The sequence below is a fragment of the Streptomyces sp. NBC_01314 genome, assembly GCF_041435215.1.
Lineage (GTDB): Bacteria > Actinomycetota > Actinomycetes > Streptomycetales > Streptomycetaceae > Streptomyces.
Genome location: NZ_CP108394.1, coordinates 10,119,108 through 10,142,227 on the forward strand (window position 1 = coordinate 10,119,108; position 23,120 = coordinate 10,142,227).

Consider the following 23,120-nt stretch of genomic DNA (forward strand, 5'->3'; position numbering starts at 1 on the left):
CGTAGTCCCGACATGTCGGCGGCCCGCTCTCCGCGCCCGCGCGGATGCCACCTTGACGCCCCTGACCGGCGCACCTAGGTTCCCCTCGACGCGATCCGCATGATCGGACGGACAGGTCCGCGATCAGACAGGCAGGTCGACGATGACGGACTCCCGCACCCCCGACGACAGCGCCGCCGTCCGACCGCTCCAGGTGGAGACCCACGGCCTGGACGTGATCGGCGACGCCGACCGCAAGGGCACCCCACGTACCCTCTTCTGGCCCTGGTTCGGCGCCAACGTCTCCGTTCTCGGCATGAGTTACGGCGCGTTCGCGCTCGGCTTCGGCATCTCCTTCGGGCAGGCCCTGGCCGCCGGGGTCATCGGCATCGTCTTCTCGTTCCTGCTCTGCGGCTTCGTCGCGGTCGCCGGCAAACGCGGCTCGGCCCCGACGATGGTGCTCAGCCGCGCCGCGTACGGGGTGCGCGGCAACCGGCTGCCCGCGGCCGTCTCCTGGCTGCTCACGGTCGGCTGGGAGACCGTGCTCTGCGCGCTCGCCACCATGGCCACCGCCACGGTCTTCGGTCGGCTCGGCACGGGCGGCGGCACCGGGACCAAGGTGATGGCCCTGGTCCTGGTCGCCGCCCTGGTCGTGGTGGTCGGCGTGATGGGTTTCGACCTGATCATGCGCTTCCAGACCGTCATCACCGTGGTCACCGGCGTGCTGACGGTCGTCTACGTCGCGCTGGTCGCCGACCACGTCCACTGGTCCGCCGTCAGCGCCGTACCGGCCGGATCCGCCCAGGAGTTCATCGGCGCCGTCGTCTTCCTGATGACGGGCTTCGGCCTCGGCTGGGTCAACGCGGCCGCCGACTACTCCCGCTATCTGCCGCGTGACTCCTCCGGCCGGGGCGTCGTCGCCTGGACCACGTTCGGCGCCTCGCTCGCCCCGCTGCTCCTGCTGGTCTTCGGGCTGCTCCTCGCGGGCTCCTCCGCCGACCTCGACGAGGCCGTCGCCGCCGACCCCATCGGCGCGCTGACCACGCTTCTGCCCACCTGGTTCCTGGTCCCGTTCGCCGCCGTCGCCGTGCTCGGCCTGGTCGGCGGCGCCGTCCTCGACATCTACTCCTCCGGCCTCGCCCTGCTCGCGGCCGGCCTGCGCGTGCCGCGTCCGCTGGCCGCACTCGTGGACGGTGTGCTGATGATCGCGGGCGCCGTCTACATCGTCTTTTTCGCCGACGACTTCCTCGGTCCCTTCATCGGTTTCCTCACCACCCTCGGCGTCCCCATCGCCGCCTGGTGCGGCGTCATGCTCGCCGACCTCCTGCTGCGCCGCCGCGACTACGCCGACGCCGACCTGTTCCGCCCGGGCGGCCGCTATGGCGACATCCCGCCCGGCCCTCTCCTCCTCACCGTCGCCGCCACGGTCCTCGGCTGGGGCCTCGTCACCAACTCCGCCGCCGGCTGGCTCGACTGGCAGGGCTATCTCCTCGGCCCCTTCGGCCTCGGCGGCAGGAACGGCGACTGGGCCTACGCCAACCTGGGCGTCCTGCTCGCCCTGGCGGCCGGCTTCCTCGGCACACTGCTCCTGTCGCGGGGGCGGGTACGGGCGCAGGAGGGCCGGACATGAACCCGCCTGCCCCGCCGGGAGTGAACCCGCCTGCCCCGCCGGGAGTGAACCCGCCTGCCCCGCCGGGCCTGCTCGCCGTCATCGACATGCAGCGCGTGTTCGCCGAGCCCGCCAGCCCCTGGGCGGCCCCGCGCTTCGACGAGGCGGTGGCAGGCGTACGGCGTCTGCTGCCGGCGTTCGCCGGACGGGCCGTGTTCACCCGCTTCATCGCGCCGGAGCGGCCTGAGGGAGCCTGGCGGGCGTACTACGACCAGGCGCCCTTCGCGCTGCAGCCACCCGACGCACCCCTGTGGCACCTGGTCGGCGAACTCGCTCACACGGCAAGGGACTTGATCGACGCCCCGACCTTCGGCAAATGGGGTCCGGAGCTGGCCGCCCGTCTGGGAACGGACGGGCGGCTGGTTCTGGCCGGAGTCAGCACCGACTGCTGTGTGCTGTCCACGGCCCTCGCGGCGGCCGACGCGGGCGTCGAGGTGCTGGTCGTCGCCGATGCCTGCGCGGGAGCGGACGACGAGTCGCACGCCAAGGCCCTGCATGTACTGGACCTGTACCGGCCGCTCGTCCGCGTCGTGACCGTCGACGAGGTCCTGGGTCAGTCGCGGCCCGAACCCCGGTAGAGGTCCAGCTCCCCGTCCAGCTCCAGGGCGAGCACGGTCGCGTACGCGTCGAGGTCGGCCTCTGCGGGGGCGTCGATCCAGGTCACGCCGGGTACGGCGTCCAGGCCACCGATCACCCGGTGGCCCAGCTCGGTGCCCGTGCCGAGGACGGTGACCTTTCTGACGGGGTTGCGCAGCCCTCGTACCGCCACGGACTCGCGCGGCACGTCGAAGCACGTCAGATACAGGGTGCGCCGGTCGGCGGAGAGGGTGCTGGGGCCGTAGTGATGCCCGGCGGGCAGCCCGGCGACCGACCCGTACACGGCGTCGGAGTGCCGGGCGATCCATGCGCCGAGCCCCTCCAGCCGCTCGACCTGCTCGGCGGGGATCGTCCCGTCCGCCCTCGGTCCGACGTCCAGCAGCAGATTGCCGCCCATGCCGATCGTCTCGGCGAAGTAACGCACCAGCTGCCGCACCGACTTGTGGTTGTCGTCCTGGTGCTGGAACCCCCATGAGTCGTTGATGGTCAGGCACAACTCCCAGGGCCCGTCGGGTGCTTCGAGCGGCACCCCCTGTTCCGGGGTGGCGTAGTCGCCGCGGCTGAGCATGCGGGCGTTCAGGATGGTGTCCGGGTTCTCCGCGAGGATCAGCTCTGCCAACTCCCCTATCCGCCACTGCTGTTCGGTGCGCTCCCACTCGCCGTCGAACCACAGCAGATCCGGGCGGAACCGCTCGACCAGCTCGCTCACCTGACCGTCACGGTAGGCGAGGTAGCGGTCCCAGGCCGCGGGGTCCTCCTCGCCGTGTGCGGCGTGCGAGTAGGGGTTGGCGTCGTTGCCACCCGGGTGCGTGCTCGACCACTGGTCGATCTCGGGGTGACGGACGCTCGCGTAGTCCGGGTGGTTCCAGTCGGAGTGCGAGTAGTACAGGCCGACCTTGAGGCCGTGCTCGCGCAGCGCGTCGACGTATCCGGCGATCAGGTCCCGGCCCGCCGGGGTGCGCCGGACGACGTCCAGGTCGCCCTGGGCGGTGTCCCACAGGGCGACGCCGTCGTGGTGGCGTGCGGTGAGCACGGCGTACTTCGCGCCCACCCGGGCGAACAACTCGGCCCAGGCCGCGGGGTCGTACGCGGACGCGGTGAAGCCGTCGAGCTGTTTCATGTACCGCTCGTGCGTCACCTCGCCCCAGTAGAAGGACCAGGACTCCGGCACCCCGTCCACGGCGTAGATGCCGTAGTGGATGAAGATGCCCAGCTTGGCAGCGGGAAACCAGGGTTGCATGGTCATACGGCCACGCTAGGCGGAGAGCCCCGGCGGGCGCGTGGGCGCGGGTCACCACTACTGGTTCGTTTTCACTCCGAGTGTTCAGCGGAGATCCGTCCGCCGCACCCTCCCCTTACCTGAAGGTGGCCGTCAGCAACGTTGAACGGGCACCGCGGGTGTACGTGGTCACGGGCCCGGCATGATCGGCGGTGACGGCCCGTACCTGAGGTGACGGTTCGTACCTGAAGTGACGTAAAGGAATGCCCGCGCCCCTGTCGGGTACGCGAGGGACGACGCGCCCGGGACGGACGCCGCTCCGGGCGGCCTTTTCCATCACTACCTGGGATCTTCCATGGACATATCCTCCAACGGCCACCACACGCCCCAGGCCCCCTCACCGGCCCAGCGCGCGCTGACCGCTCTCGCCTCCGACACCCATGACATGGCCGCGCTGAACACGCTCGCCGACAGCGAGGTACTGATTCCCGTGCCGGACGACGCCGACGAGGCGGCCGTGAACGATCCGACGGCCGTGGCGCTGCCCGTCCTGGAGCAGCCGGGCGGCGAACAGATCGTGCCGGTCTTCACCTCGGAACCAGCGATGGCCGAACTCCTGCCCTACGTGTCGCGCTACCGCCTGGTACCCCTGGGCGCCCTGGCCTCCCAGTGGCCGGCCGACGTCGACCTGTCCCTCACCATCGACGCCGGCTCCCCGCACGGCCTCACCCTCGACGCCCACGACGTGGGCACCCTCCTGGGACGCCACGGGATCTGACCCCGCACGCGGACGCACCGACGACAGCCGAGGGAACGGCCCTCACGGCCCTCACAACCCCTTGCCGGGGTTGAGGATCCCGTGCGGGTCGAACACCTCCTTGATCCGCCGCTGCAGCCCATGGGCGGCCGGACCCAGTTCCTCCGCCACCCACTGCCGCTTCAGCACCCCCACCCCGTGCTCCCCGGTCAGCGTGCCGCCCAGCCGCAGGGCCAGCGCGAAGATCTCGCCCGCCGCCTCCCAGGCCGCGTCGGGCAGCTTCGGCAGGGCCGGGTCCACGACGACGATCGGGTGAAGGTTGCCGTCGGCGGCGTGCGCGATGGTGAACACCGGCACGTCGTGCCGTGCGGAGATCGCGCGGATCTCCCGGACCGCCTCCGCGAGGCGGGAGCGCGGCACCGCGATGTCCTCGATCAGCGGCCGGCCCAGCCGCTCCAGCGCGGGCAGGGCCAGCCGGCGCGCGGCCAGCAGGGACTCCGCCTCGACCGGGTCGGAGGTCCGCTCCACCGTGGCCGCCCGCGGCGCGACCACCCGGGCGACCGCCTCGGCCTCCGCCGCCGCGCCCGCCCCGTCGCACTGCACCACCAGCAGCGCCGCGCCCCGCTCCCGCAGCGCCGGATCGACCGCGTGCAGCACCGGCCCGTCGACCAGCTCCGCGAGCGCCGGCACGACACCGGCCCGCTGGATCGCGTACGACGCCTCGGCGGCCGCCTCGAAGGTGTCGAAGTACGCGGCGAGCGTGGCCGTCGCCACCGGCACGGGCCGCAGCCGCAGCGTCGCCGACGTGATCACGGCGAGGGTGCCCTCCGACCCGGTGAGCAGGGCCGTCAGGTCGTAGCCGGTGACACCCTTCACCGTACGGCGGCCCGTGCGGACCACCGTGCCGTCCGCGAGTACCACCTCCAGGCCCAGCACACTGTCGCGGGTCACGCCGTACTTGGCGCAGCGCAGCCCGCCCGCGTTGGTGGCGATGTTCCCGCCGATCGTGGAGATCGCCGCGCTCGCCGGGTCGGGCGCGTAGCGCAGGCCGTGCTCACCCGCTGCCCGGTCCAGCTCGGCGGTGATCACCCCGGGTTCGACGACGGCGAGCTGGTCGTCCGCCGACAGCTCCAGGATCCGGTTCATCCCGGAGAGGTCCAGCACCAGTGACCCCTCGCCCGCGCCGGCCCCGCCCGACAGGCCCGTGCCCGCGCCGCGCGGCACCACCGGCACCCGCAGGGCGTGCGCGTGCCGCAGGCTCACGGTCACGTCCTCGGTCCGCCGGGCCTGCACCACGGCCAGCGGAACCCCGCCCGGCCGGGTGCCGGAGCGGTCGGTGGTGTGGGCGGTGAGCACCGCCGGGTCGGTGGTGAGCCGGTCGAGCGGCAGATCGCGGGCGAGCAGGCCCAGCAGCCGCGCCGATACGGTCGTCTCCGGTGCCGCCGTCACAGGCCCAGCGCCTTCGACCCGATCGCGAGCAGCGCGATGTCCGCCTGCGGCGCGTGCACGGGCGCGCACTGGATGTCCCGGAAGTGCCGCTCCAGCGGATTGCCCCGCGCCAGTCCCGGGTTGCCGAGCAGCCGCACGGCCAGCCCCACCGCCCGCACCCCGTGCCGGTCCGCCAACACCCGTGCCCCCAGCGCCTGTTCGGGCGTGTACGAGGAGTCGCCCGCGTCGACCCTCGCCGCACCGCCGAACACCAGCTCCTCAGCGGCGGTCAGCAGCATCTCGATCTCCCCGGCGGCCGCCCGGAAGCGTTCCGTGCGGGCCACCGGGTGCCCGAGATTGGCGGGCACCCGCTCATGGGCGAACGTACGGAAGAACGCCTGAGCGGCCCGCGCCACCCCCAAGTACAGTGCGGCCAGCGGGAGATGGACCGCCGCTCCCGCCCGGTTGTCCTGCTCGGCGGCGGGCCCGTACGGGGCGAGACCGATGACCTGTTCGTACGGCACCTCCACCTCCTGGAACGTCACGTCGTGGCTGCCACTGGCCCGCAGCCCCAACGGGTCCCAGTCACCGGCGATGTCGATGCCGGGCGAGCCGCCGGGCACCAGGAACGTGCCCACCCGTGGTTCGGTCTCGTCGGTGGTCGCCCAGACCAGGAACCAGCCGAGCCCCTCCGCCCCCGTCACGAACCGCTTGGTGCCGCTGATCGCCCAGCCGTCGCCCGATCGCCGGGCACGGGTGGCGGGCAGCCCGCCCCGCGCGGGGGAGCCCAACTCGGGCTCCACACGGGCGTGGTTGATCAGCACCGGCCGCTCCCCGGACTCCTTGACGAGCCGCGCGTACAACTCCTCCGGCCAGTGCGGCCGCGCGGCCTGGCGGGCATGCGCGACGAGTGTCATCGCCGAGATCAGCGCGACGGACGGGTCGCCCTGCCCGAGCGCGTGCAGGATACGGGCCGTCTCCTCCACACCGGCTCCCCGGCCGCCGTACCGCTTGCCGACGCTCGCCGTGAGCAGCCCGGCCTCATGCGCGACCCGGAGGGACTCGGCGGGGAAGTCCCCGGACCGGTCGTACCCGGGCGCCAGCGCGGCGAGACGGTCGATCACCTGACGGTCGCCGCTCACAGGGCCTTCCTCAGCTCGGCGTCGAGCGCGTTCGTCCAGAACGACTTCACGTCCAGTTTCTCCTTCAGCGCGCCCAGTTCGGCGAATGCGTCGGCGACCTTCTGCTGCGAGGCGATCGTGTCGTCGCCGACCGTGCGGGCCGCGGTGGGACGCTGCGCCTGCGCGTCGAGCAGATCCTTTCTCGCCTGCGCGAGCGGCTGGTGGGTGGCCTCAGCGGTGATCTTCGCGAAGCCGTCCTCCTGCCCGTCCCGGACATACGCGTACGCCCGGGTGATCCTGGCGATGAGATCCGCCACCGCCGCCTTCTGCGCGGGGCTCCTCAGCACACTGTCCCTGGCCGACCAGAGGAAGTTGCCCGACAGGATGTCCTCCCCGGACCCGACCGTCGTGGCGCTCTGCTGGTGCGCGGTGATGATCGAGGTGCCGTAGGAGGCGAAGGCGTCGATGCCGCCGCCGTTGAGGGCGGCGAGGCCGTCGTTGGGCAGCAGCGGCTTGGCGTCGATGTCGGACCACTTCAGGCCGGCCTGCCTCAGCAACTCGTACAGGAAGTAGTGGGCGGTGGTGTTCTGCACATAGCCGACCTTCCTGCCCTTCAGACCGGCGATGTCGGTGACCTTCGAACCCTTGGGGACGACGACCTCCTGGTTGAGGGTCGCGGCGCGCTGCACGGCGACGACCTCGAAGTTCGGGTCGCCGTCGGCGGCAGCGAAGATCGGCGGGATCTCACTGGAGGACGCCAGATCCAGGGCCCCGGCACGGATGGCCTGGAGCTGCTGGTCACCTCCCTGGAAGAGGTTCCACCGGACCTTGTACGCGGTGTCGTCGAGCCCCGCGTACTTCAGGATCGCCTCCTCGCTCTTCCAGCCGGTGGCGCCGACTCTCAAGGTCACGGACGACAGGTCGGACGAGGACGACGAGGACTCGGCCTCGGCGGAGGCGCCGCACGCCGCCGTGAGCATCAGGAACAGAGCGGCGGCGGACGTGCGCATGGTGCGCTGGAACACGGGATCTCCATGAGGGTGTGTCGCCGACCGGCGAAGGTCAGGCAGCCTGGGCGCCGGCGGCGCGGTGGGCGAGCTCCTGCCGGACCAGCGGCAGGACATGGCGGGCGTAGTCGATGGCGTCGTTCAGCGGGTCGTAGCCCCGGACCGACAGCAGGTCGCAGCCGATGTCGACGTAGTCGAGCAGCGCCTTGGCGACCGTCTCCGGGGTGCCGACGAGGGCGGTGGAGGCCCCGGCCGCGTTGGTGGCGACCGCCGGCGCGGTCCACAGGCAGCGGTCATGCACCTCGCCGCGCTCGGCGATGTCGAGCAGTCGCTGCGAGCCGACGTTCGCCGGGCGCCCGCTGGTCCGGTAGTGCCGGAACGCGTCCGACGAGGCCGACTCCGCCTTCAGCGCACCCAGCGTGCGGTGGGCCTTCTCCCAGGCCAGCTCCTCGGTGGGTGCGATGATCGGCCGGAACGACACCCAGATCCGCGGATGGGGGCGCCCGGCGGCGTCCGCGACCGCGTTCACGGCGGCGATCTGCTCCGCCGTCTCCTTGAGAGGCTCGCCCCACAGCCCGAAGATGTCGCCCTGTTGCCCGCCCACCCGGTAGGCGTCCTGCGACGATCCGCCCACCGAGACCGGGATCAGCCCGTTCACCGGCCTCACATCGCTGTGGTAGCCCTCGAACCGGAAGTACTTGCCCTCGTGCGAGACGGGCCCGTCGGCCGTCCACACCTTCCTCAGGATCTGGATGTACTCGTCCGAACGCTCGTACCGCTCCGCCTTGTCGAGGTAGTCACCCTCCCGCCGCTGCTCCTCGTCACTGCCTCCGGAGATGATGTGCAGCGACAGCCTGCCGTCGCTGATCCGATCGAGGGTCGCGAGGGCCCGGGCGGCGTGCGTCGGGAAGATGACGCCCGGCCGGTGGGCCAGGATCGGGCGGATCCGCTCGGTGTGCGTGGCCACGAACTGGGCCAACTGGAGCGCGTCCGGGGACGCGGAGTGGTAGGCGACCAGGGTGTGGTCGAAACCGCCGTCGTCCAGGGCGCGGGCGTACCTGCGCACATGGTCGGGGTCGAAGCCGGTACGCGCGCTCGCCGCGGGCCCGTTGACACCGGGGGCGGTGTGCACGGCGCTGATGAATTCGACGGGCATGATGAACTCCCTGCGGGAAACGGTCACTTGAGCAGGACGGAGAGGGAGGAGGGGGTCACTCGAGGACGCTGGTGTCGGCGGTCCCGGCCACATCGACGTTCGGTTCGAGCACACCGATGCCGTTCATCAGGTCGGCGACACCCTGGACCGTCCCGGTCACCTCGTTGTCGATCGGCAGCACCTGGCTGTATGCCGCCGAGGCGAGGGTCTTCGCCACGGACCGGTCGGCGCCGTTGCGTTCCACGATGGCCTTCGCGTACGCGTCCTCGTGCGTGTCGGCCCACTTCAGGGCCGTACCGAGCCGCTTCAGGAAGTCCCCGAGCGCGGCCTTCTTGCCAGCGTCGGCGAGGGCCTCGTCGGAAGCGCCGATGAAGCCGTACCCGCTGACGCGGCCGTCGGCGCCGTCGACGAGCAGCTTGCCGCCCTGCTCCAGACCGACGGCCTGGTAGACGCCGAAGGTCGCCCACGCCTTGATCCTCCCGGAGGCGAAGGCGGCCTGCGCGTCCGTCGGCAGCAGGTACTGCACCTTCACGTCGGAGTACGTCAGCCCGTTCTGCCGCAGGACGTTGGCGAGCAGGTACTCCGAGATGCTGCCCTTGGCCGAGGACACCACGACTTTCCGGCCCTTGAGGTCCCTGACACTGTCGATGCCGGACCCGTCCCGGACGACGATGCCGACATGCCGCCCGTCGTTCTTCAGCGCGGCGACCGTCTTGAACCTCACCCCGCCGCTGAGTGCCTGGAGGGCGGGCAGGTCGGCCGAGTAGGTGGTGTCGGCGGCGTTCGCCTGCACGGCCTGGTAGAGCGGGGCCGCGCCCTCGAACTCGGCCCATTTCACCCGGTAGTCGGCCCCCTTGAGAGCGCCGGAGGCGGCGACGATGGTCTGGAGGGTCCTGGCCTGGTCGCCGATGGTCAGCGTGACCCGGCCGTCCTCGGCGGAAGCCCGCGCCGAGGAGTCCTGGCCGCAGCCGGTCAGCGCCAACAGGGCGGTGAGGCTCAGTGCGGCGGCCGCGAGTCGGTGTACTGCTGGGGGTGTCACGAGGGGGTTCCTTCCAGGGCGCGGTGCACGCCGAGCCAGGTCAGCAGGCGGGCACGCAGGGAGACGAACTCGGGGGCGGTCAGATCACGGGGCCGGGGAAGATCGACGGTCAACTCGTGCGCGATACGGCCCTCGTCCATCACCAGCACACGGTCGGCGAGCAGCAGCGCCTCCTCCACGTCGTGCGTGACCAGGAGGATCGCGCAGCGGTGGCGCTGCCACAGCTCGGCGACCAGCTGCTGCACCCTGCCCCGGGTGAGGGCGTCGAGAGCGCCGAACGGCTCGTCCAGCAGCAGGAGTTCGGGCTCACGGACAAGCGCGCGGGCCAGTGAGACCCGCTGGGCCTGACCACCGGACAGCGTCTTCGGCCATACGGTCGCGCGGTCCGCGATACCGACCTCGTCCAGTGCCTTCGCGGCCCGTGCCCTGTCGGGCCGGCCCGGCAGGCCGAGGACCACGTTGCGCCACACCTTCAGCCAGGGCAGCAGCCGGGGCGACTGGAAGGCGGCACTGCGCCGGGCCGGCACGGTCACCTCGCCGCCGATCTCCTCGTCCAGCCCGGCGAGGATCCGCAGCAGCGTCGACTTGCCGCAGCCGCTGTGCCCGAGGAGAGCCACGAACTCGCCCTCGCGGATGTCGAGATCGAGCTCGTGCAGCACGGTGTGACCGTCGAAGGCCCGCGAGAGCCCGCGTATCTCCACGCTGTTGGACCCGCCGGTGGCGGTCTCGGACACGGTGGTCATGCCTCCCCCTCGAAGTTGGCCCGCCAGGCGAGCAACCTGCGCGACAGGACACGTACGGCGAAGTCGCAGGCCAGGCCGAGCAGCGCGTACACGGCGAGGCAGAGCACGATGACATCCGTGCGGAAGTACTGCTGGGCGTTGCTCATCAGATAGCCGAGCCCCGCGTCCGCGTTGATCTGCTCGGCGAACACCAGCGCCAGCCAGGCCGTCGACAGCGCGTACCGGAGCCCCACGAGAGCCCCGGGCAGCGCGCTCGGCAGGATCACGTACGTGATCAGCCCCAGTCGGCCGAGGCCCATCATCCGTGCGGCTTCGACGAGTTGGGCGTCCGTCGAGCGGATGCCGCCGTAGATGTTGAAGTACAGCGGATACGTCACACCCAGCGCGACGAGCGCGATCTTCGGCGTCTCCTCGATGCCGAACCACACGATGAACAGGGGGATCAGACCCACCCACGGGATCGCCCGGAACATGCCCATCGAGGAGTCGATGACGTCCTCGCCCAGCCGGAACAGACCGGCCAGCAGCGACAGGCTCAGGGCGACGGTCGCCCCGATCAGGAAGCCGGTGGCGGCCCGCCTGCCCGAGGCGGCGATGGCATCGGGGAGTTCGCCGCTCCTCGTCAGTTCCACGGCCTGCCGGCCGACGTCCACGGGGGAGGCGAGGACGGACTCGGGGAGCAGTCCGGTCGCCGATGCCAGGAACCACAGCAGGACCAGACCGACGGGACCGCAGGCGCGGCGGACGGCACGGGGGAGGGTGACACGACGCGTGGTCCGCGCGGTGCCCCGGATGGTGACGCGGGCCGGCGCGGGCGCCGTGCCCTCGGTGGCCGGACGCTGGGGGAGCACAAGTGGTTTCGTCATCATGGTCGGCTCCCCTCCACGGCCGGGCGGGCCGGATCGGCGGACCAGGCGGACCAGGAGCCGGGGAAGAGCGTCGCCTCGAAACCGGCGAGGGCGAGCGCGGCGATCTGATGGGCGGCGGTGACACCGGAACCGCAGTACACGCCGATGCGCTCCACCCGGTCGGCGCCCTTCGCCACGAACCGTTCCCGCAGTTCCTCGGCGGAGCGGAACGTCCCGTCGGCCGTCAGGTTCTCCCCGGTAGGCGCCGACAACGCCCCCGGAATGTGCCCGGCCCGCGCATCCACCGGCTCGACCTCACCCCGATACCGCTCGGTGGCCCGCGCGTCCAACAGCAGCCCCGACAAGGCCAGTTGGGCGGCTCCGTCGGCATCCGTCACCGGCAGCCCACCGGGTCGCAGGACGACATCACCGGGCACCGGAGCGGCGGGCACCCCCGGTTCCAGCTCGAGCCCGGCGGCTTTCCACGCCCCCAACGCCCCGTCCAGCAGCGTCACGTCGGCCACCCCGGCGAACCGCAGGAGCCACCACGCCCGTGCCGCCGCCGTGTTGCCCAGATCGTCGTACACGACGACCGGACTCCCCTCCCCGACACCCCAACGCCGTGCCGCGGCCTGGAGTTCGGCCGGCTCGGGCAGTGGATGCCGCCCGCCCTGCGGGCTCGGCGGCGCGGCCAGTTCGGTGTCGAGGTCCACATACACCGCGCCCGGGATGTGCCCGGCGGTGTAGTGCTCGCGGCCGTGCGGGTCACCGAGCGCCCATCGCACATCGAGCAGTACGGGCGGGCGCTCGGAGCGGAGCAGTGCGGGCGGGCGCTCGGAGCGGAGCAGTGCGGCGAGTTCGGCGACGGACGTCGTGACCCGCACGTTCGCGGGCCGCCCGCCACCCGCACCCGTCCCGATGTCCGTCCCCGTGTCCGTGCCGGCGCTCATACCGCGCTCTCCGCGATGGCGGGCAGCTCGGCGGACAGGCGCAGCCGTTCGAGGAAGAGGACCACCGTGGCGGCGGCGGTGCGGTGGTGGGCGTCGTTCAGTACGTCGTGCCGGCCGCCGCCGAAGGTCACGGTCCGTACGGCGGGGTGGCCCGCGTACGCGTCGAGCGCCCCGAGGAGCGGGCTGACGGTGTCGTCCGTGCCGTGCAGGGCGAGCACGGGGACGTCCACGAGGTCCAGGTGCAGCTCCGGCAGGTTGTCGGGGTTCTCGTCGAGCGCGCCCCGCCGGAAGTCCGGGTCGTTCGCCAGCCGCCCCTGATGGGTGGGGCAGGCGGTCCGTTCGTTCACTTCGGTCTCCCAACTCCCGGACACCCAGGGCCCGACGGGCAGCCCGGCGAGGATCAGCGCGTCGAGTCCCGTGGCCCGCTCCGCGGCGAGCCGTACGGCGTACCGGGCGCCCGTGTCGGAGCCGACCAGCACCTTGGGGCCGGGCAGCGACGCGTCGGCCAGGAGCTTGGTCGCCGCTTCGAGGACCGAGGGGTCGGCGGTCGGATCGCCCAGGGCGCGGACACGGTAGGCGTCGAAGGCGAGACGGCGGCCGAACCGCTCGTACACGCCGCCGTGCTCACCCCGCCCGGCGAGCACGACGAGCGTGCCGCGCGGGGCGAGACCTTCGGGTTCGTCCCAGGAGGACAGTGCGGAGGAGGGCATGGGGAAGCAACTCCCGTTTCAGGGCAGGGGAAAGGAGCGAGACAGCGTGTGGAGAGAGCCGGACGGACACGTGTCAGTTCAGCGGAGACCACTCACGTGCGCGGGGAGAGAGCACCGCCGGAGCGGAGGCAGGGGAAATCAGCGGATCAACGACAGCGCGCGCTGCACGCCACACCGAAGTCGATGACTCGGCGCTGCGTCAGAAAGGCAGCAGAGGCGGTCGCGGGAATCATGTGTTCATCATGACCGGCGGTGCGGCGTCACGTCCAACGACGATTCCGCATCGAAACCGATCAGGAATCGCGATCGATGCCGGGCGGCGGCTACCGTCGCCCGCATGCCCCAACCTGTCCTCGACATCGTGGCCCTGCGCAGTCTGACCGCGATAGCCGACTGCGGAGGTTTCCACCGCGCGGCCCGCTCCCTCGCCCTCAGCCAGTCCGCGGTGAGCCAGCACGTCCGTAGGCTGGAGAAGACGCTCGGCCGCGCGATCGTCGAACGCGAGGGGCGTGGCACCCGTTTCACCCCCGACGGACGGCTCCTCGTCGAGCAGGCCCGCCGCATCCTCGCCGTCCACGACGAGGCCGTACGCGTCCTGCTCGACATCGACGGCGACACCGTCACCATCGGCTCCACCGAACACGCGGCCGACCAGTTTCTTCCCCGGCTGACGGCGGCCGTGCAGGAGATGCGCCCCGGCTGCCGCGTGCGGTTCCGTATCGACCGCTCGGCACGGCTCGTCGAGGCCGTGGAGCGGGGGAGCGTCGATGTCGCGGTGTACGTCACCGAGGCGGCCGCGACCGAGGGCACCCCTGTCGGGGGTCTGCCCCTGACCTGGTACGCCCCGCCCGGCTGGGAGGCACCGGTCGCCCCCGTCCCGGTCCCGTTGGTGGCGGTCGAGGACCCGTGCGCGATCCGCCGCCGGGCCATCTCGACGCTCGCCGCACACGGTGTCGCCGCCACTGTCGTCGGCGACGCGGGCTATCTCGCCGGTGTCCTCGACATCGCCCGCACCGGCCAGGGCGTCGCCCTCCTTGCCGCCGTCGGCCCCGCCCCCGACGGGCTCACTCCGTACGACGGACTTCCGCCCGTCACCCCCATCCCCATGAGCGCCCTCGCCCGTCCCGGCGCCGACCCGGCCACGGTGGAGGCCGCCTTCGCGGCTGTACGGGATCTGTTGCGCTGAGGGAGCGGTGCGCGGAGAACCGGGCGGGACCCGGCCGTTCGCTCATCGCGACGCCGTGGGTCAGCCTCGCGACGCCGTGGGTCAGCCCTGCCGCAACATGCGGGCCAGGACGTCACGCTGCAGGGGCAGGACCTCCGCGTGCAGGTCGCGGCCCTTGTCCGTGAGGGTGACCCACACCCCGCGCCGGTCCTCCGCGCAGACGGACCGTTCCACCAGGCCGTCCTTCTCCAGCCGGCCGATCAGCCGGGACAGCGCGCTCTGGCTGAGGTGGACCTTCTCCGCGATGTTCTGCACCCGGCACAGGTCCCCGGCCGCCGTGGCCGCGGCCATGCCCGACGCGAGGATGTCGAGCACCTCGAAGTCGCTGGCGCCGAGGCCGTGCGGATGCAGCACGCGGTCGATCTCGCACATCGTGCGGGCGTGCACGGACAGGATGTCCCGCCACTGGTCCTCGAGCCGGACACCGGTCGTGTTCACTGCCATATGTGCACGGTAACAGAGAGCGAGGCGATCGTTGTCCGTGCAACTAGTGCAGGCGCAACCACCGCTCCCGCGCTACTCGGCCGCCGTGTCCTGCAGGAGCCCGACCAGGTTCCCGTTCGTGTCCTTCACCGAGGCGATGAGCCGGCCGCCGCCCACGTCGTGGACGTCCTCCAGGGTCTCCGCGCCGGCCGTGAGCAGCCCCGCGAGTGTCGAGCGGATGTCGGTGACATGCCAGTACGGCACCGGGCCGGTCATCCCCTTCGCGTGCCCGTTCGGGTCCAGGCCCACATCCTGCCCCGCGTCCTTGAACCCCACGTAGTACGCCGAGTCCGCGTACGGCTCGACCCCCAGCAGGGCGCCGAACAGGGTCTTCGCCGCGGCCAGATCCTTGACGGGGTAGATGATGGTCTTGAGTCCTGCGGTCATGGCGTACTCCTCGGTGATTGTTTCCGGTCGCTGGGATCTGCCGTAAACGCTAGGACGAGGGAGGGCCCGGTGCCTTCTCCGATCCTGACGGGTTGCCCCGGACGGCCTTTTCTCGCCCCCGCCGCCCCTACCCGTCCCTCCCCCACTCTCGGCTTCGCTCGAGCGGGAGGTGCCCCCATCCAGGGGCGCAGCCCCTGCTTTTCAGGGGCGCGGGGAACTGCGCGAGCAACCACGGCGGACCCGCGGATGGGGGTCGAAGGGGCGCAGCCCCTGGGGACGGGTAGGGGCGGCGGGGGCGAGGAACCCTAGGTCGGCCGGAGCCAAACCGTGGCCAGCGGCGGCAAAGTCACCCGGATACTGCCCGCTCGCCCGTGCCAGGCGTACGGCTCGCGTTCGACGGGCCGCGGGTCGGCAACACCGCTCCCCCCATAGACCGCGGCGTCGGTGTTCAGCACCTCACCCCACGCCGACACGTCATCGGGCACCCCCAACCGGTAGTCGTGCCGAACCACAGGGCTGAAGTTGGACACCGCCAACAGAGGCACACCCTCCGCGTCGAGCCGCAGGAACGCGAAGACGTTGTCCTCGGCGGCATCCCCGCCCACCCACTGGAATCCGGCCGGATCGGTGTCCCGCTGCCAGAGCGCCGGGGTGCGGCGATACACCGCGTTGAGGTCGCGGACGAGGTCCCGCACCCCCCGGTGGTCGGCCTCCGCGCCGTACTCGGGATCGAGGAGCCACCACTCGGGTCCGTGCGCCTCCGACCACTCCGCCCCCTGCGCGAACTCCTGTCCCATGAAAAGGAGTTGCTTACCGGGATGGGCCCACATGAACCCGAGATACGCGCGATGGTTCGCCCGCCGCTGCCACCAGTCGCCCGGCATCTTCGACACCAGCGCCTGCTTCCCGTGCACGACCTCGTCGTGGGAGATGGGCAGCACGTAGTTCTCGCTGTACGCGTACACCATCGAGAACGACATCTCGTCGTGGTGGTACTTGCGGTGCACCGGCTCGTGTTCGATGTAGCCCAGCGAGTCGTGCATCCACCCCATGTTCCACTTCAGCCCGAAGCCCAGGCCGCCGCTGTCGGTCGGACGGGTGACACCGTCCCACGCCGTGGACTCCTCCGCGATGGTCACCACACCCGGCGCACGCCGGTACACGGTCGCGTTCATCTCCTGCAGGAAGGCGACCGCGTCAAGGTCCTCCCGCCCGCCGAACACATTGGGCGACCACTGGCCGGAGTCACGCGAGTAGTCGAGGTAGAGCATCGACGCGACCGCGTCCACCCGCAGCCCGTCGACATGGAACTCCTCGCACCAGTAGACGGCGTTCGCCACCAGGAAGTTGCGCACCTCGGTACGCCCGAAGTCGAACTCGTAAGTCCCCCAGTCCGGATGCTCGGCCCGCCGGCTGTCCCCGGGTTCGTACAACGGCTCCCCGTCGAAGCGCCCGAGGGCCCAGTCGTCCTTGGGGAAGTGGGCGGGCACCCAGTCCAGGATCACGCCGATCCCGGCCCGGTGCAGCGCGTCGACGAGGTACCTGAAGTCGTCGGGGGTGCCGAGCCGTGCGGTGGGCGCGTAGAAGCCGGTGACCTGGTAGCCCCAGGAGCCGCTGAACGGGTGCTGCGCGACCGGCATCAGCTCGACATGGGTGAAGCCGAGGTCGGAAACGTACCGCGGGAGCACATCGGCGAGTTGCCGGTACGTCAGTCCCGGGCGCCAGGACGGCAGATGGATCTCGTAGACGGAGAACGGGGCCTCGTGCACCGGGATGTCCCCGCGCGCGGCCATCCACTCCGAGTCGCCCCACACGTAGTGCGAGGCCGTCACGACGGACGCCGTCGCGGGGGGCACCTCCGCCTGACGGGCCATCGGGTCGGCCCTGAGGAGACGGTGACCGTGGCGCGAGGTGATCTCGAACTTGTAGTGGGCGCCCTCACCCACCCCCGGCAGGAACAGCTCCCATACCCCGGACGAACCGAGGGACCGCATCGGGAACGCCGTCCCGTTCCAGCAGGCGAAGTCCCCGGCGACACACACCCCTCGGGCGTTCGGCGCCCACACGGTGAACCGGGTGCCGGTCACGCCCTGGTGGGTCATCGGCTCGGCCCCGAGCGCCTTCCACAGCTGCTCGTGCCGCCCCTCCCGGATCAGATGCAGATCCAGCTCACCGAGCGAGGGCAGGAAGCGGTACGGGTCGTGCACCTCGTGGTCGGTGTCCTCGTAGGAGACGAGCAGCGTGTACTCCGGGACGGCGTCGAGCGGCAGCAGGACGGAGAAGAGGCCGTCGCCCTCCGAGGCGAGATACGTACGCTCGCCGTCGATCACGACGCTCACGGCATGGGCGTACGGGCGCAGTGCCCGTACGGCGATCCCACCCGGCACCGGGTGGGCGCCGAACAGGGCGTGCGGGTCGTGGTGGGCGCCGGAGAGCAGCCGCGCTCGGTCGCCGGGGTCGAGCGGAGGGGCGGCCACGGTCAGCCGGGGTCCGCGCGGGGGCGGGCCCGCCGCCTCGGGGGTAGTGGTGTCGCGCAGGGCCACGGTCTCAGTCTCCTCTCACGGCGAGACGCTCGATCGCCGCCATCGGTACAGGAAGCCAGTCGGGGCGGTGCCGGGCCTCGTAGAGGACCTCGTACACGGCCCGGTCCGTCTCGTAGGCGCGCAGCAGTCCGTGCTTCTCGCGCGGGTCCCAGTCGGCGTGGGCGGCGTAGCCCGCGCAGTAGGCCTCCCGGCAGCGGCGTGCCCACTCCGGGCGCCAGGGGCGGCGCTGCCGGGCGGCGTAGTCGAAGGAGCGCAGCATCCCGGCGATGTCCCGCACCGGAGACTGGGTACCGCACCGCTCGGCCAGCGGACGGGACGGCTCGCCCTCGAAGTCGATGACGAACCACTCCCGGCCGGCCCGCAGCACCTGCCCCAGGTGCAGATCGCCGTGGACGCGCTGGGACGGCGGCCCGGCATCGCAGGAGAGCAGGGCGCGGAAGGCGGTGCGCAGGCCGGGGACGAACGGCCGCAGCGCCGGTACACACCGCGCGGCGGCGTCCAGCCGCTCGGTCATGGCGGCGGCCGTCCGCCCGTTCTCGTCATGGGCCCGGGAGGGGAAGGCCGAGGCCAGCGCCATATGGACCTCCGCCGTGGCCCGGCCCAGCTCACCGGCCTGCGCCGTGAAGTCGTGCCCGGCGGCGAGCGCGCCGAGCGCCAGCGTCCAGCCGTCGGACGCGTCGGGCAGGAACGGCTGCAGCACACCGAGCGTCGCAGCGAACGGATCGGTCGTCCGGAACCAGGCCACCGGCGCCGGAACCCGGCCGCATCCCTGCACGGAGAGTGCGCCCGGCACCTCCAGATCGGGGTTCACCCCCGGCTGGATCCGCCGGAAGACCTTCAGGATGAACGCGTCCCCGTACACCAGCGAGGAGTTGGACTGCTCGGCGTCCAGCAGCCGAGGCGCCAGCCCGGCCGGCACCCGTATGTCCGGGTCCGCCTCGAAGCGCAGCGGGCCCGCCGTACCGGGGTGCCGCAGCCGTTCGAGCAGCAGCTGGGCCGAGCGCGGGTCATAGAGCGCGTCGTACACGGTCAGACCCGCCAGCGGTCCCTCGTGTGCCTGCCCGATGAGTGCCCGGCCGAGGCGCGGCACCAGCTGCTCGCGCACACCGAGCAGCAGTTGGTAGCAGTCACCGGCCGGGGGAGGGGGAGTGCTACCGGGCGCGGGCACACCGCTGTGGCCGGCATGGCTGGGCTGGCCGGTGTGCACGAGCAGGTGCAGACAGCCCGGATACAGCTCGGTCATCGACAGCAGGGCGAGGTCCGTGACCGGCCGGTCCTTGCCGGCGAACCAGCGCTGCCGCGGCAGCCACTCGCGCAGCAGCCCCGCCAGCGAGGTCATGAGGTCGGCGGCGACCCCGTCGCTGCTCGGCCGGAGCAATGCGGTTGCGGTCTTCGGCATGGTGACGCGTCCTTTCGCCGGCCCGCGCTTCAACGCCCTCGGGCAGCGCGGGAGAGGACTCGGGAGAGCCGGAACCAGTAGAAGCCGTGGCCCGCGAGGGTGAGGAGATAGGGCAGTTCACCGATGGCGGGGAAGCGGACACCGCCGATGAGTTCGACGGGGTGGAGTTCTTCGTAGGCGCGCAGGTCGAGTTCGGTGGGCTGCGGGAAGCGGGAGAAGTTGTTCACGCACAGCACCAGGTCGTCGCCGTCCTCCTCGATCGAGGGGGCATTCCGGAGATACGCCAGCACGGCCGGGTTGGACGACTGGAGTTCGGTGTAGGTGCCGAGGCCGAACGCGGGGTTCTGTTTGCGGATCTCGATCATGCGGCGGGTCCAGTGCAGCAGTGATGACGGTGACGACATCGACGCCTCGACGTTGGTGACCTGGTAGCCGTAGACCGGGTCCATGATCGTCGGCAGTGAGAGGCGTCCGGGGTCGCAGGAGGAGAAGCCGGCGTTGCGGTCGGGTGTCCACTGCATGGGGGTGCGTACGGCGTCGCGGTCGCCGAGCCAGATGTTGTCGCCCATGCCGATCTCGTCGCCGTAGTAGAGGATCGGCGAGCCGGGCAGGGAGAGCAGCAGGGCGGTGAACAGTTCGATCTGGTTGCGGTCGTTGTCCAGGAGGGGGGCGAGCCGGCGCCGGATGCCGATGTTGGCGCGCATGCGCGGGTCTTTGGCGTACTCCGCGTACATGTAGTCGCGTTCTTCGTCGGTGACCATTTCGAGGGTCAGCTCGTCGTGGTTGCGCAGGAAGATGCCCCACTGGCAGCTGGAGGGAATGGCGGGGGTCTTGGCGAGGATTTCCGAGACCGGGTACCGGGACTCCCTCCGCACCGCCATGAAGATCCTCGGCATCACCGGGAAGTGGAACGCCATGTGGCATTCGTCGCCGCCGCCGGGGAAGTCGCCGAAGTAGTCGACGACGTCCTCCGGCCACTGGTTCGCCTCCGCGAGGATGACCGTGTCCGGATACGACGTGTCGATCTCCCGGCGGACGTGCTTGAGGAACGCGTGGGTGGCGGGGAGGTTCTCGCAGTTGGTGCCTTCTTCCTGGTAGAGGTAGGGGACGGCGTCGAGGCGGAAGCCGTCGATGCCGAGGTCCAGCCAGAACCGCAGGGCGGCCAGCATTTCCTCCCGCACCGCCGGGTTCTCGTAGTTGAGGTCCGGTTGGTGGGAGAAGAAGCGGTGCCAGAAGTACTGCTTGCGGACGGGGTCGAAGGTCCAGTTGGAGGCTTCGGTGTCGACGAAGATGATGCGGGCGTCCTGGAACTGTTTGTCGTCGTCCGCCCAGACGTAGTAGTCGCCGTAGGGGCCGTCGGGGTCGTTCCTGGACTCCTGGAACCACGGGTGCTGGTCGCTGGTGTGGTTCATGACGAAGTCGATGATGACGCGCATGCCGCGTTGGTGGGCGGCGTCGACGAATTCCACGAAGTCGGCGAGGTCACCGAATTCGGGGAGGACGGCGGTGTAGTCGGAGACGTCGTAGCCGCCGTCGCGCAGGGGCGATTTGAAGAAGGGCGGGAGCCAGATGCAGTCGATGCCCAGCCACTGGAGGTAGTCGAGTTTTGCGGTCAGGCCTTTGAGGTCGCCGATGCCGTCGCCGTCACTGTCCTGGAAGGAACGGACGAGGACCTCGTAGAAGACGGCGCGTTTGAACCAGTCCGGATCCCGGTCCCGCTGCGGAGTGTCCTCGAAGGTGTCCGGGATGGGTTTGTTCATGGTCATGGCGTGCCTGACGCTCCGATCTGCGACGAGGAGGACGTGCTCTCGGCAGGGAGCAGGACGTGGAGGACGTGCGCGGGTGCCCGCCCGGGTTCCAGACGCACGTAGTTCGTCCTTCCCCAGCGGTAGGCCTCCCCCGTCAACTCGTCGTGTACCGGCACGTTCTCGTCCATGCCCAGGCCGAGTTCCGCCATGTCGAGCGTGACCGTGGCCTCCTGGGCGCGATGGGGGTCGAGATTGACGACCACCACGACCGCGTCCGAGCCGGCGCGCTTGCTGTAGGCGATCACCGCGTCGTTGCCGGTGTGGTGGAAGCGCAGGTTCCTGAGCCCGTGCAGTGCGGGATGGCGCCGTCTGATGTCGTTGAGCGCCGTGATGAGCGGCGCGATCGTACGTCGGTCTTGTGCGGCTGCGTCCCAGTCGCGGGGGCGGAGTTGGTACTTCTCGGAGTCGAGGTATTCCTCGCTGCCCGGTTTGAGGGGTGTGTTCTCGCAGAGTTCGTAGCCGGAGTAGATGCCCCAGGTGGGGGAGAGGGTGGCGGCGAGGACGGCGCGGAGTTCGAAGGCGGGGCGGCCGCCTTCCTGGAGGAAGGCGTGGAGGATGTCGGGGGTGTTGACGAAGAAGTTGGGCCGCATGTAGGCGGCGGAGTCCCCGGCGAGTTCGGTGGCGTAGTCGGTGAGTTCCTGTTTGGTGGTGCGCCAGGTGAAGTAGGTGTAGGACTGCTGGAAGCCGGTGGCGGCCAGGGTGTGCATCATCGCGGGGCGGGTGAAGGCCTCGGCGAGGAAGATGACGTCGGGGTCGGTGGCGTTGATGTCGGCGATGACCTGTTCCCAGAAGAGAACCGGTTTGGTGTGGGGGTTGTCGACGCGGAAGATCCGTACGCCGTGGTCCATCCAGTGCCGCAGGACGCGGGTGGTCTCGGTGATGAGGCCGGGCAGGTCGGCGTCGAAGGCGATGGGGTAGATGTCCTGGTACTTCTTGGGCGGGTTCTCCGCGTAGGCGATGGTGCCGTCGGGGCGGTGGTGGAACCACTCGGGGTGTTTGTGCACCCAGGGGTGGTCGGGGGAGCACTGCAGGGCGAAGTCCAGGGCGACTTCCAGGCCGAGTGTGCGGGCTTCGGCGACGAAGTGGTCGAAGTCCTCGATGGTGCCCAGGTCGGGGTGGACGGTGTCGTGGCCGCCTTCGGGGGAGCCGATGGCCCAGGGCACGCCGACGTCGTCGGGGGTGGGGGAGAGGGTGTTGTTGCGGCCCTTGCGGAAGGTGGTGCCGATGGGGTGGATGGGCGGGAGGTAGAGGACGTCGAAGCCCATCCGGGCGATGGCGGGCAGGCGGCGGGCGGCGGTGCGGAACGTGCCGTGGGGCTGCTCGGGGGTGCCCTCGGAACGTGGGAAGAACTCGTACCAGGAGCCGAACAGGGCCCGTTCGCGTTCCACCAGCAGCGGCAGTGGCTCCGACGAGGTGACCAGTTCACGCAGAGGGTGGCGGGTCAGGACCTCGTCCACCTCCGGCGCCAACGCCGCCGCCAGCCGGTCGGCGGCCGGAAGGGTGTCGTCGCGGAGCTTGCGCACGGCCGTCAGCAGGGTCGCGTGGAGGTCCGCCTCGGGCGCTCCGGCGGCGGCGCGCGCGTACAGCTCGGCGCCCTCCTCCAGGACCAGCCCGGTGTCCATGCCGGCCGGGATCTTGATGCGGGCGGTGTGACGCCAGGTGGCGATCGGGTCGCTCCAGGCCTCGACGCGGTACGTCCACCGGCCCACGGCGGTCGGGGTGACACAGGCGCCCCAGCGATCGGTGCCGGGTACGAGTTCACGCATCGGGGTCCACGGGGCCGGGCGGCCCTCCGGATCCTTGAGCACGACGTTGGCGGCGATCACGCCATGCCCTTCCCGGAAGAGCGTCGCGGTGACCTCGAAGATCTCGCCGACGACTGCCTTCGCGGGACGCCTGCCGCACTCGACGAGCGGGCGGACGTCCCTGACGGGGACGCGGCCGACGGCCGGGGCCGGGATCGGGCTCATGGGGTCTCACCTCCGCCGTGCTCGGGAATCGGCGCTGTTCCGAACGGGTACTGAACGAGTCCTACCGCCCTGCCGTGAAACG

At 71.2% G+C, this 23,120-nt stretch carries 20 protein-coding genes; 4 read left to right on the forward strand and 16 right to left on the reverse strand.

Features of this window, described 5'->3' with window-relative positions:
* Positions 1-142 precede the first annotated feature (142 nt).
* Both OG622_RS44450 and OG622_RS44455 read left to right on the forward strand, forming a co-directional pair.
* Positions 143-1,609 carry a cytosine permease gene (locus tag OG622_RS44450; RefSeq protein ID WP_371582704.1) on the forward strand — a complete coding sequence of 489 codons (1,467 nt, stop codon included), beginning with the start codon at positions 143-145 and terminating at the stop codon, positions 1,607-1,609.
* Positions 1,606-2,226 carry a cysteine hydrolase family protein gene (locus OG622_RS44455; RefSeq protein WP_371582705.1) on the forward strand — a complete coding sequence of 207 codons (621 nt, stop codon included), beginning with the start codon at positions 1,606-1,608 and terminating at the stop codon, positions 2,224-2,226. The genes OG622_RS44450 and OG622_RS44455 overlap by 4 nt, the downstream gene beginning before the upstream one ends.
* Here OG622_RS44455 and OG622_RS44460 read toward each other — a convergent pair.
* A complete protein-coding gene (locus OG622_RS44460) occupies positions 2,202-3,491 on the reverse strand; it encodes an alpha-L-fucosidase (RefSeq protein ID WP_371582707.1) in 1,290 nt (429 codons plus the stop codon). The two genes, OG622_RS44455 and OG622_RS44460, sit on opposite strands and share 25 nt — an antisense overlap.
* A 328-nt stretch (positions 3,492-3,819) precedes the next feature.
* Here OG622_RS44460 and OG622_RS44465 point away from each other — a divergent pair, with 328 nt between their 5' ends.
* A complete protein-coding gene (locus OG622_RS44465) occupies positions 3,820-4,242 on the forward strand; it encodes an SseB family protein (protein WP_371582708.1) in 423 nt (140 codons plus the stop codon).
* A gap of 51 nt (positions 4,243-4,293) precedes the next feature.
* Here OG622_RS44465 and OG622_RS44470 read toward each other — a convergent pair whose 3' ends face one another.
* The 9 genes from OG622_RS44470 to OG622_RS44510 are packed head-to-tail and all read right to left on the reverse strand — an operon-like array spanning position 4,294 to position 13,223.
* The gene (locus OG622_RS44470) at positions 4,294-5,670 is read right to left on the reverse strand and encodes an FAD-binding oxidoreductase (RefSeq protein ID WP_371582710.1); all 1,377 of its coding nucleotides are present in this window, start codon (positions 5,668-5,670) and stop codon (positions 4,294-4,296) included.
* Complete coding sequence (locus OG622_RS44475) at positions 5,667-6,791, reverse strand: acyl-CoA dehydrogenase family protein (RefSeq protein WP_371582711.1); 1,125 nt, start codon at positions 6,789-6,791, stop codon at positions 5,667-5,669. The genes OG622_RS44470 and OG622_RS44475 overlap by 4 nt, the downstream gene beginning before the upstream one ends.
* Positions 6,788-7,795: an ABC transporter substrate-binding protein gene (locus OG622_RS44480; RefSeq protein WP_371582713.1), complete on the reverse strand. Its 1,008-nt coding sequence runs from the start codon at positions 7,793-7,795 to the stop codon at positions 6,788-6,790. Before OG622_RS44480 ends, OG622_RS44475 begins: the two co-directional genes overlap by 4 nt.
* Before the next feature lie 37 nt (positions 7,796-7,832).
* Positions 7,833-8,933 carry an LLM class flavin-dependent oxidoreductase gene (locus tag OG622_RS44485; protein ID WP_371582714.1) on the reverse strand — a complete coding sequence of 367 codons (1,101 nt, stop codon included), beginning with the start codon at positions 8,931-8,933 and terminating at the stop codon, positions 7,833-7,835.
* Positions 8,934-8,988: 55 nt separating this feature from the next.
* Positions 8,989-9,972, reverse strand: a complete 984-nt coding sequence (locus tag OG622_RS44490) for an ABC transporter substrate-binding protein (protein WP_371582715.1) — start codon at positions 9,970-9,972, stop codon at positions 8,989-8,991.
* A complete protein-coding gene (locus OG622_RS44495) occupies positions 9,969-10,715 on the reverse strand; it encodes an ABC transporter ATP-binding protein (RefSeq protein WP_371582717.1) in 747 nt (248 codons plus the stop codon). Before OG622_RS44495 ends, OG622_RS44490 begins: the two co-directional genes overlap by 4 nt.
* Entirely contained in the window at positions 10,712-11,584 is an 873-nt protein-coding gene (locus tag OG622_RS44500) for an ABC transporter permease (protein ID WP_371582719.1), read from the reverse strand. The genes OG622_RS44495 and OG622_RS44500 overlap by 4 nt, the downstream gene beginning before the upstream one ends.
* Positions 11,581-12,513 (reverse strand): sulfurtransferase, encoded by a 933-nt coding sequence (locus tag OG622_RS44505; protein ID WP_371582720.1) that lies wholly within the window; start codon positions 12,511-12,513, stop codon positions 11,581-11,583. Before OG622_RS44505 ends, OG622_RS44500 begins: the two co-directional genes overlap by 4 nt.
* Positions 12,510-13,223: an alpha/beta hydrolase gene (locus tag OG622_RS44510; RefSeq protein ID WP_371582722.1), complete on the reverse strand. Its 714-nt coding sequence runs from the start codon at positions 13,221-13,223 to the stop codon at positions 12,510-12,512. The genes OG622_RS44505 and OG622_RS44510 overlap by 4 nt, the downstream gene beginning before the upstream one ends.
* 337 nt (positions 13,224-13,560) lie before the next feature.
* Here OG622_RS44510 and OG622_RS44515 point away from each other — a divergent pair, with 337 nt between their 5' ends.
* Positions 13,561-14,409, forward strand: coding sequence for a LysR family transcriptional regulator (locus tag OG622_RS44515; protein ID WP_371582724.1), 849 nt, complete (start codon positions 13,561-13,563; stop codon positions 14,407-14,409).
* An 81-nt stretch (positions 14,410-14,490) separates the two neighbouring features.
* On the opposite strand, the gene OG622_RS44520 is transcribed toward OG622_RS44515, so the two are convergent.
* The 6 genes from OG622_RS44520 to OG622_RS44545 all read right to left on the reverse strand — a co-directional run bounded on the left by OG622_RS44520 (position 14,491) and on the right by OG622_RS44545 (position 23,038).
* On the reverse strand, positions 14,491-14,892 hold the full coding sequence (locus OG622_RS44520; protein WP_371582725.1) for a MarR family winged helix-turn-helix transcriptional regulator: 402 nt from the start codon (positions 14,890-14,892) through the stop codon (positions 14,491-14,493).
* 72 nt (positions 14,893-14,964) lie between these two features.
* The gene (locus OG622_RS44525; RefSeq protein ID WP_371582727.1) at positions 14,965-15,318 is read right to left on the reverse strand and encodes a VOC family protein; all 354 of its coding nucleotides are present in this window, start codon (positions 15,316-15,318) and stop codon (positions 14,965-14,967) included.
* A gap of 305 nt (positions 15,319-15,623) precedes the next feature.
* A complete protein-coding gene (glgB, locus tag OG622_RS44530) occupies positions 15,624-17,861 on the reverse strand; it encodes a 1,4-alpha-glucan branching enzyme (RefSeq protein ID WP_371582729.1) in 2,238 nt (745 codons plus the stop codon).
* 4 nt (positions 17,862-17,865) lie between these two features.
* Positions 17,866-19,260 (reverse strand): maltokinase, encoded by a 1,395-nt coding sequence (locus tag OG622_RS44535; protein WP_371582730.1) that lies wholly within the window; start codon positions 19,258-19,260, stop codon positions 17,866-17,868.
* Between the two features lie 29 nt (positions 19,261-19,289).
* A complete protein-coding gene (gene treS, locus OG622_RS44540) occupies positions 19,290-21,026 on the reverse strand; it encodes a maltose alpha-D-glucosyltransferase (RefSeq protein ID WP_371582732.1) in 1,737 nt (578 codons plus the stop codon).
* Positions 21,023-23,038: a maltotransferase domain-containing protein gene (locus OG622_RS44545; RefSeq protein ID WP_371582734.1), complete on the reverse strand. Its 2,016-nt coding sequence runs from the start codon at positions 23,036-23,038 to the stop codon at positions 21,023-21,025. The genes treS and OG622_RS44545 overlap by 4 nt, the downstream gene beginning before the upstream one ends.
* Positions 23,039-23,120 lie beyond the last annotated feature (82 nt).

Bases quoted from the DNA above. Each gene is read 5' to 3' on its own strand.
- OG622_RS44450 (WP_371582704.1), top strand. From the start codon at position 143: ATGACGGACTCCCGCACCCCCGACGACAGCGCCGCCGTCCGACCGCTC.
- OG622_RS44455 (WP_371582705.1), top strand. From the start codon at position 1,606: ATGAACCCGCCTGCCCCGCCGGGAGTGAACCCGCCTGCCCCGCCGGGA.
- OG622_RS44460 (WP_371582707.1), bottom strand. From the start codon at position 3,491: ATGACCATGCAACCCTGGTTTCCCGCTGCCAAGCTGGGCATCTTCATC.
- OG622_RS44465 (WP_371582708.1), top strand. From the start codon at position 3,820: ATGGACATATCCTCCAACGGCCACCACACGCCCCAGGCCCCCTCACCG.
- OG622_RS44485 (WP_371582714.1), bottom strand. From the start codon at position 8,933: ATGCCCGTCGAATTCATCAGCGCCGTGCACACCGCCCCCGGTGTCAAC.
- OG622_RS44495 (WP_371582717.1), bottom strand. From the start codon at position 10,715: ATGACCACCGTGTCCGAGACCGCCACCGGCGGGTCCAACAGCGTGGAG.
- OG622_RS44500 (WP_371582719.1), bottom strand. From the start codon at position 11,584: ATGATGACGAAACCACTTGTGCTCCCCCAGCGTCCGGCCACCGAGGGC.
- OG622_RS44505 (WP_371582720.1), bottom strand. From the start codon at position 12,513: ATGAGCGCCGGCACGGACACGGGGACGGACATCGGGACGGGTGCGGGT.
- OG622_RS44510 (WP_371582722.1), bottom strand. From the start codon at position 13,223: ATGCCCTCCTCCGCACTGTCCTCCTGGGACGAACCCGAAGGTCTCGCC.
- OG622_RS44515 (WP_371582724.1), top strand. From the start codon at position 13,561: ATGCCCCAACCTGTCCTCGACATCGTGGCCCTGCGCAGTCTGACCGCG.
- OG622_RS44520 (WP_371582725.1), bottom strand. From the start codon at position 14,892: ATGGCAGTGAACACGACCGGTGTCCGGCTCGAGGACCAGTGGCGGGAC.
- OG622_RS44525 (WP_371582727.1), bottom strand. From the start codon at position 15,318: ATGACCGCAGGACTCAAGACCATCATCTACCCCGTCAAGGATCTGGCC.
- OG622_RS44535 (WP_371582730.1), bottom strand. From the start codon at position 19,260: ATGCCGAAGACCGCAACCGCATTGCTCCGGCCGAGCAGCGACGGGGTC.
- treS (WP_371582732.1), bottom strand. From the start codon at position 21,026: ATGACCATGAACAAACCCATCCCGGACACCTTCGAGGACACTCCGCAG.
- OG622_RS44545 (WP_371582734.1), bottom strand. From the start codon at position 23,038: ATGAGCCCGATCCCGGCCCCGGCCGTCGGCCGCGTCCCCGTCAGGGAC.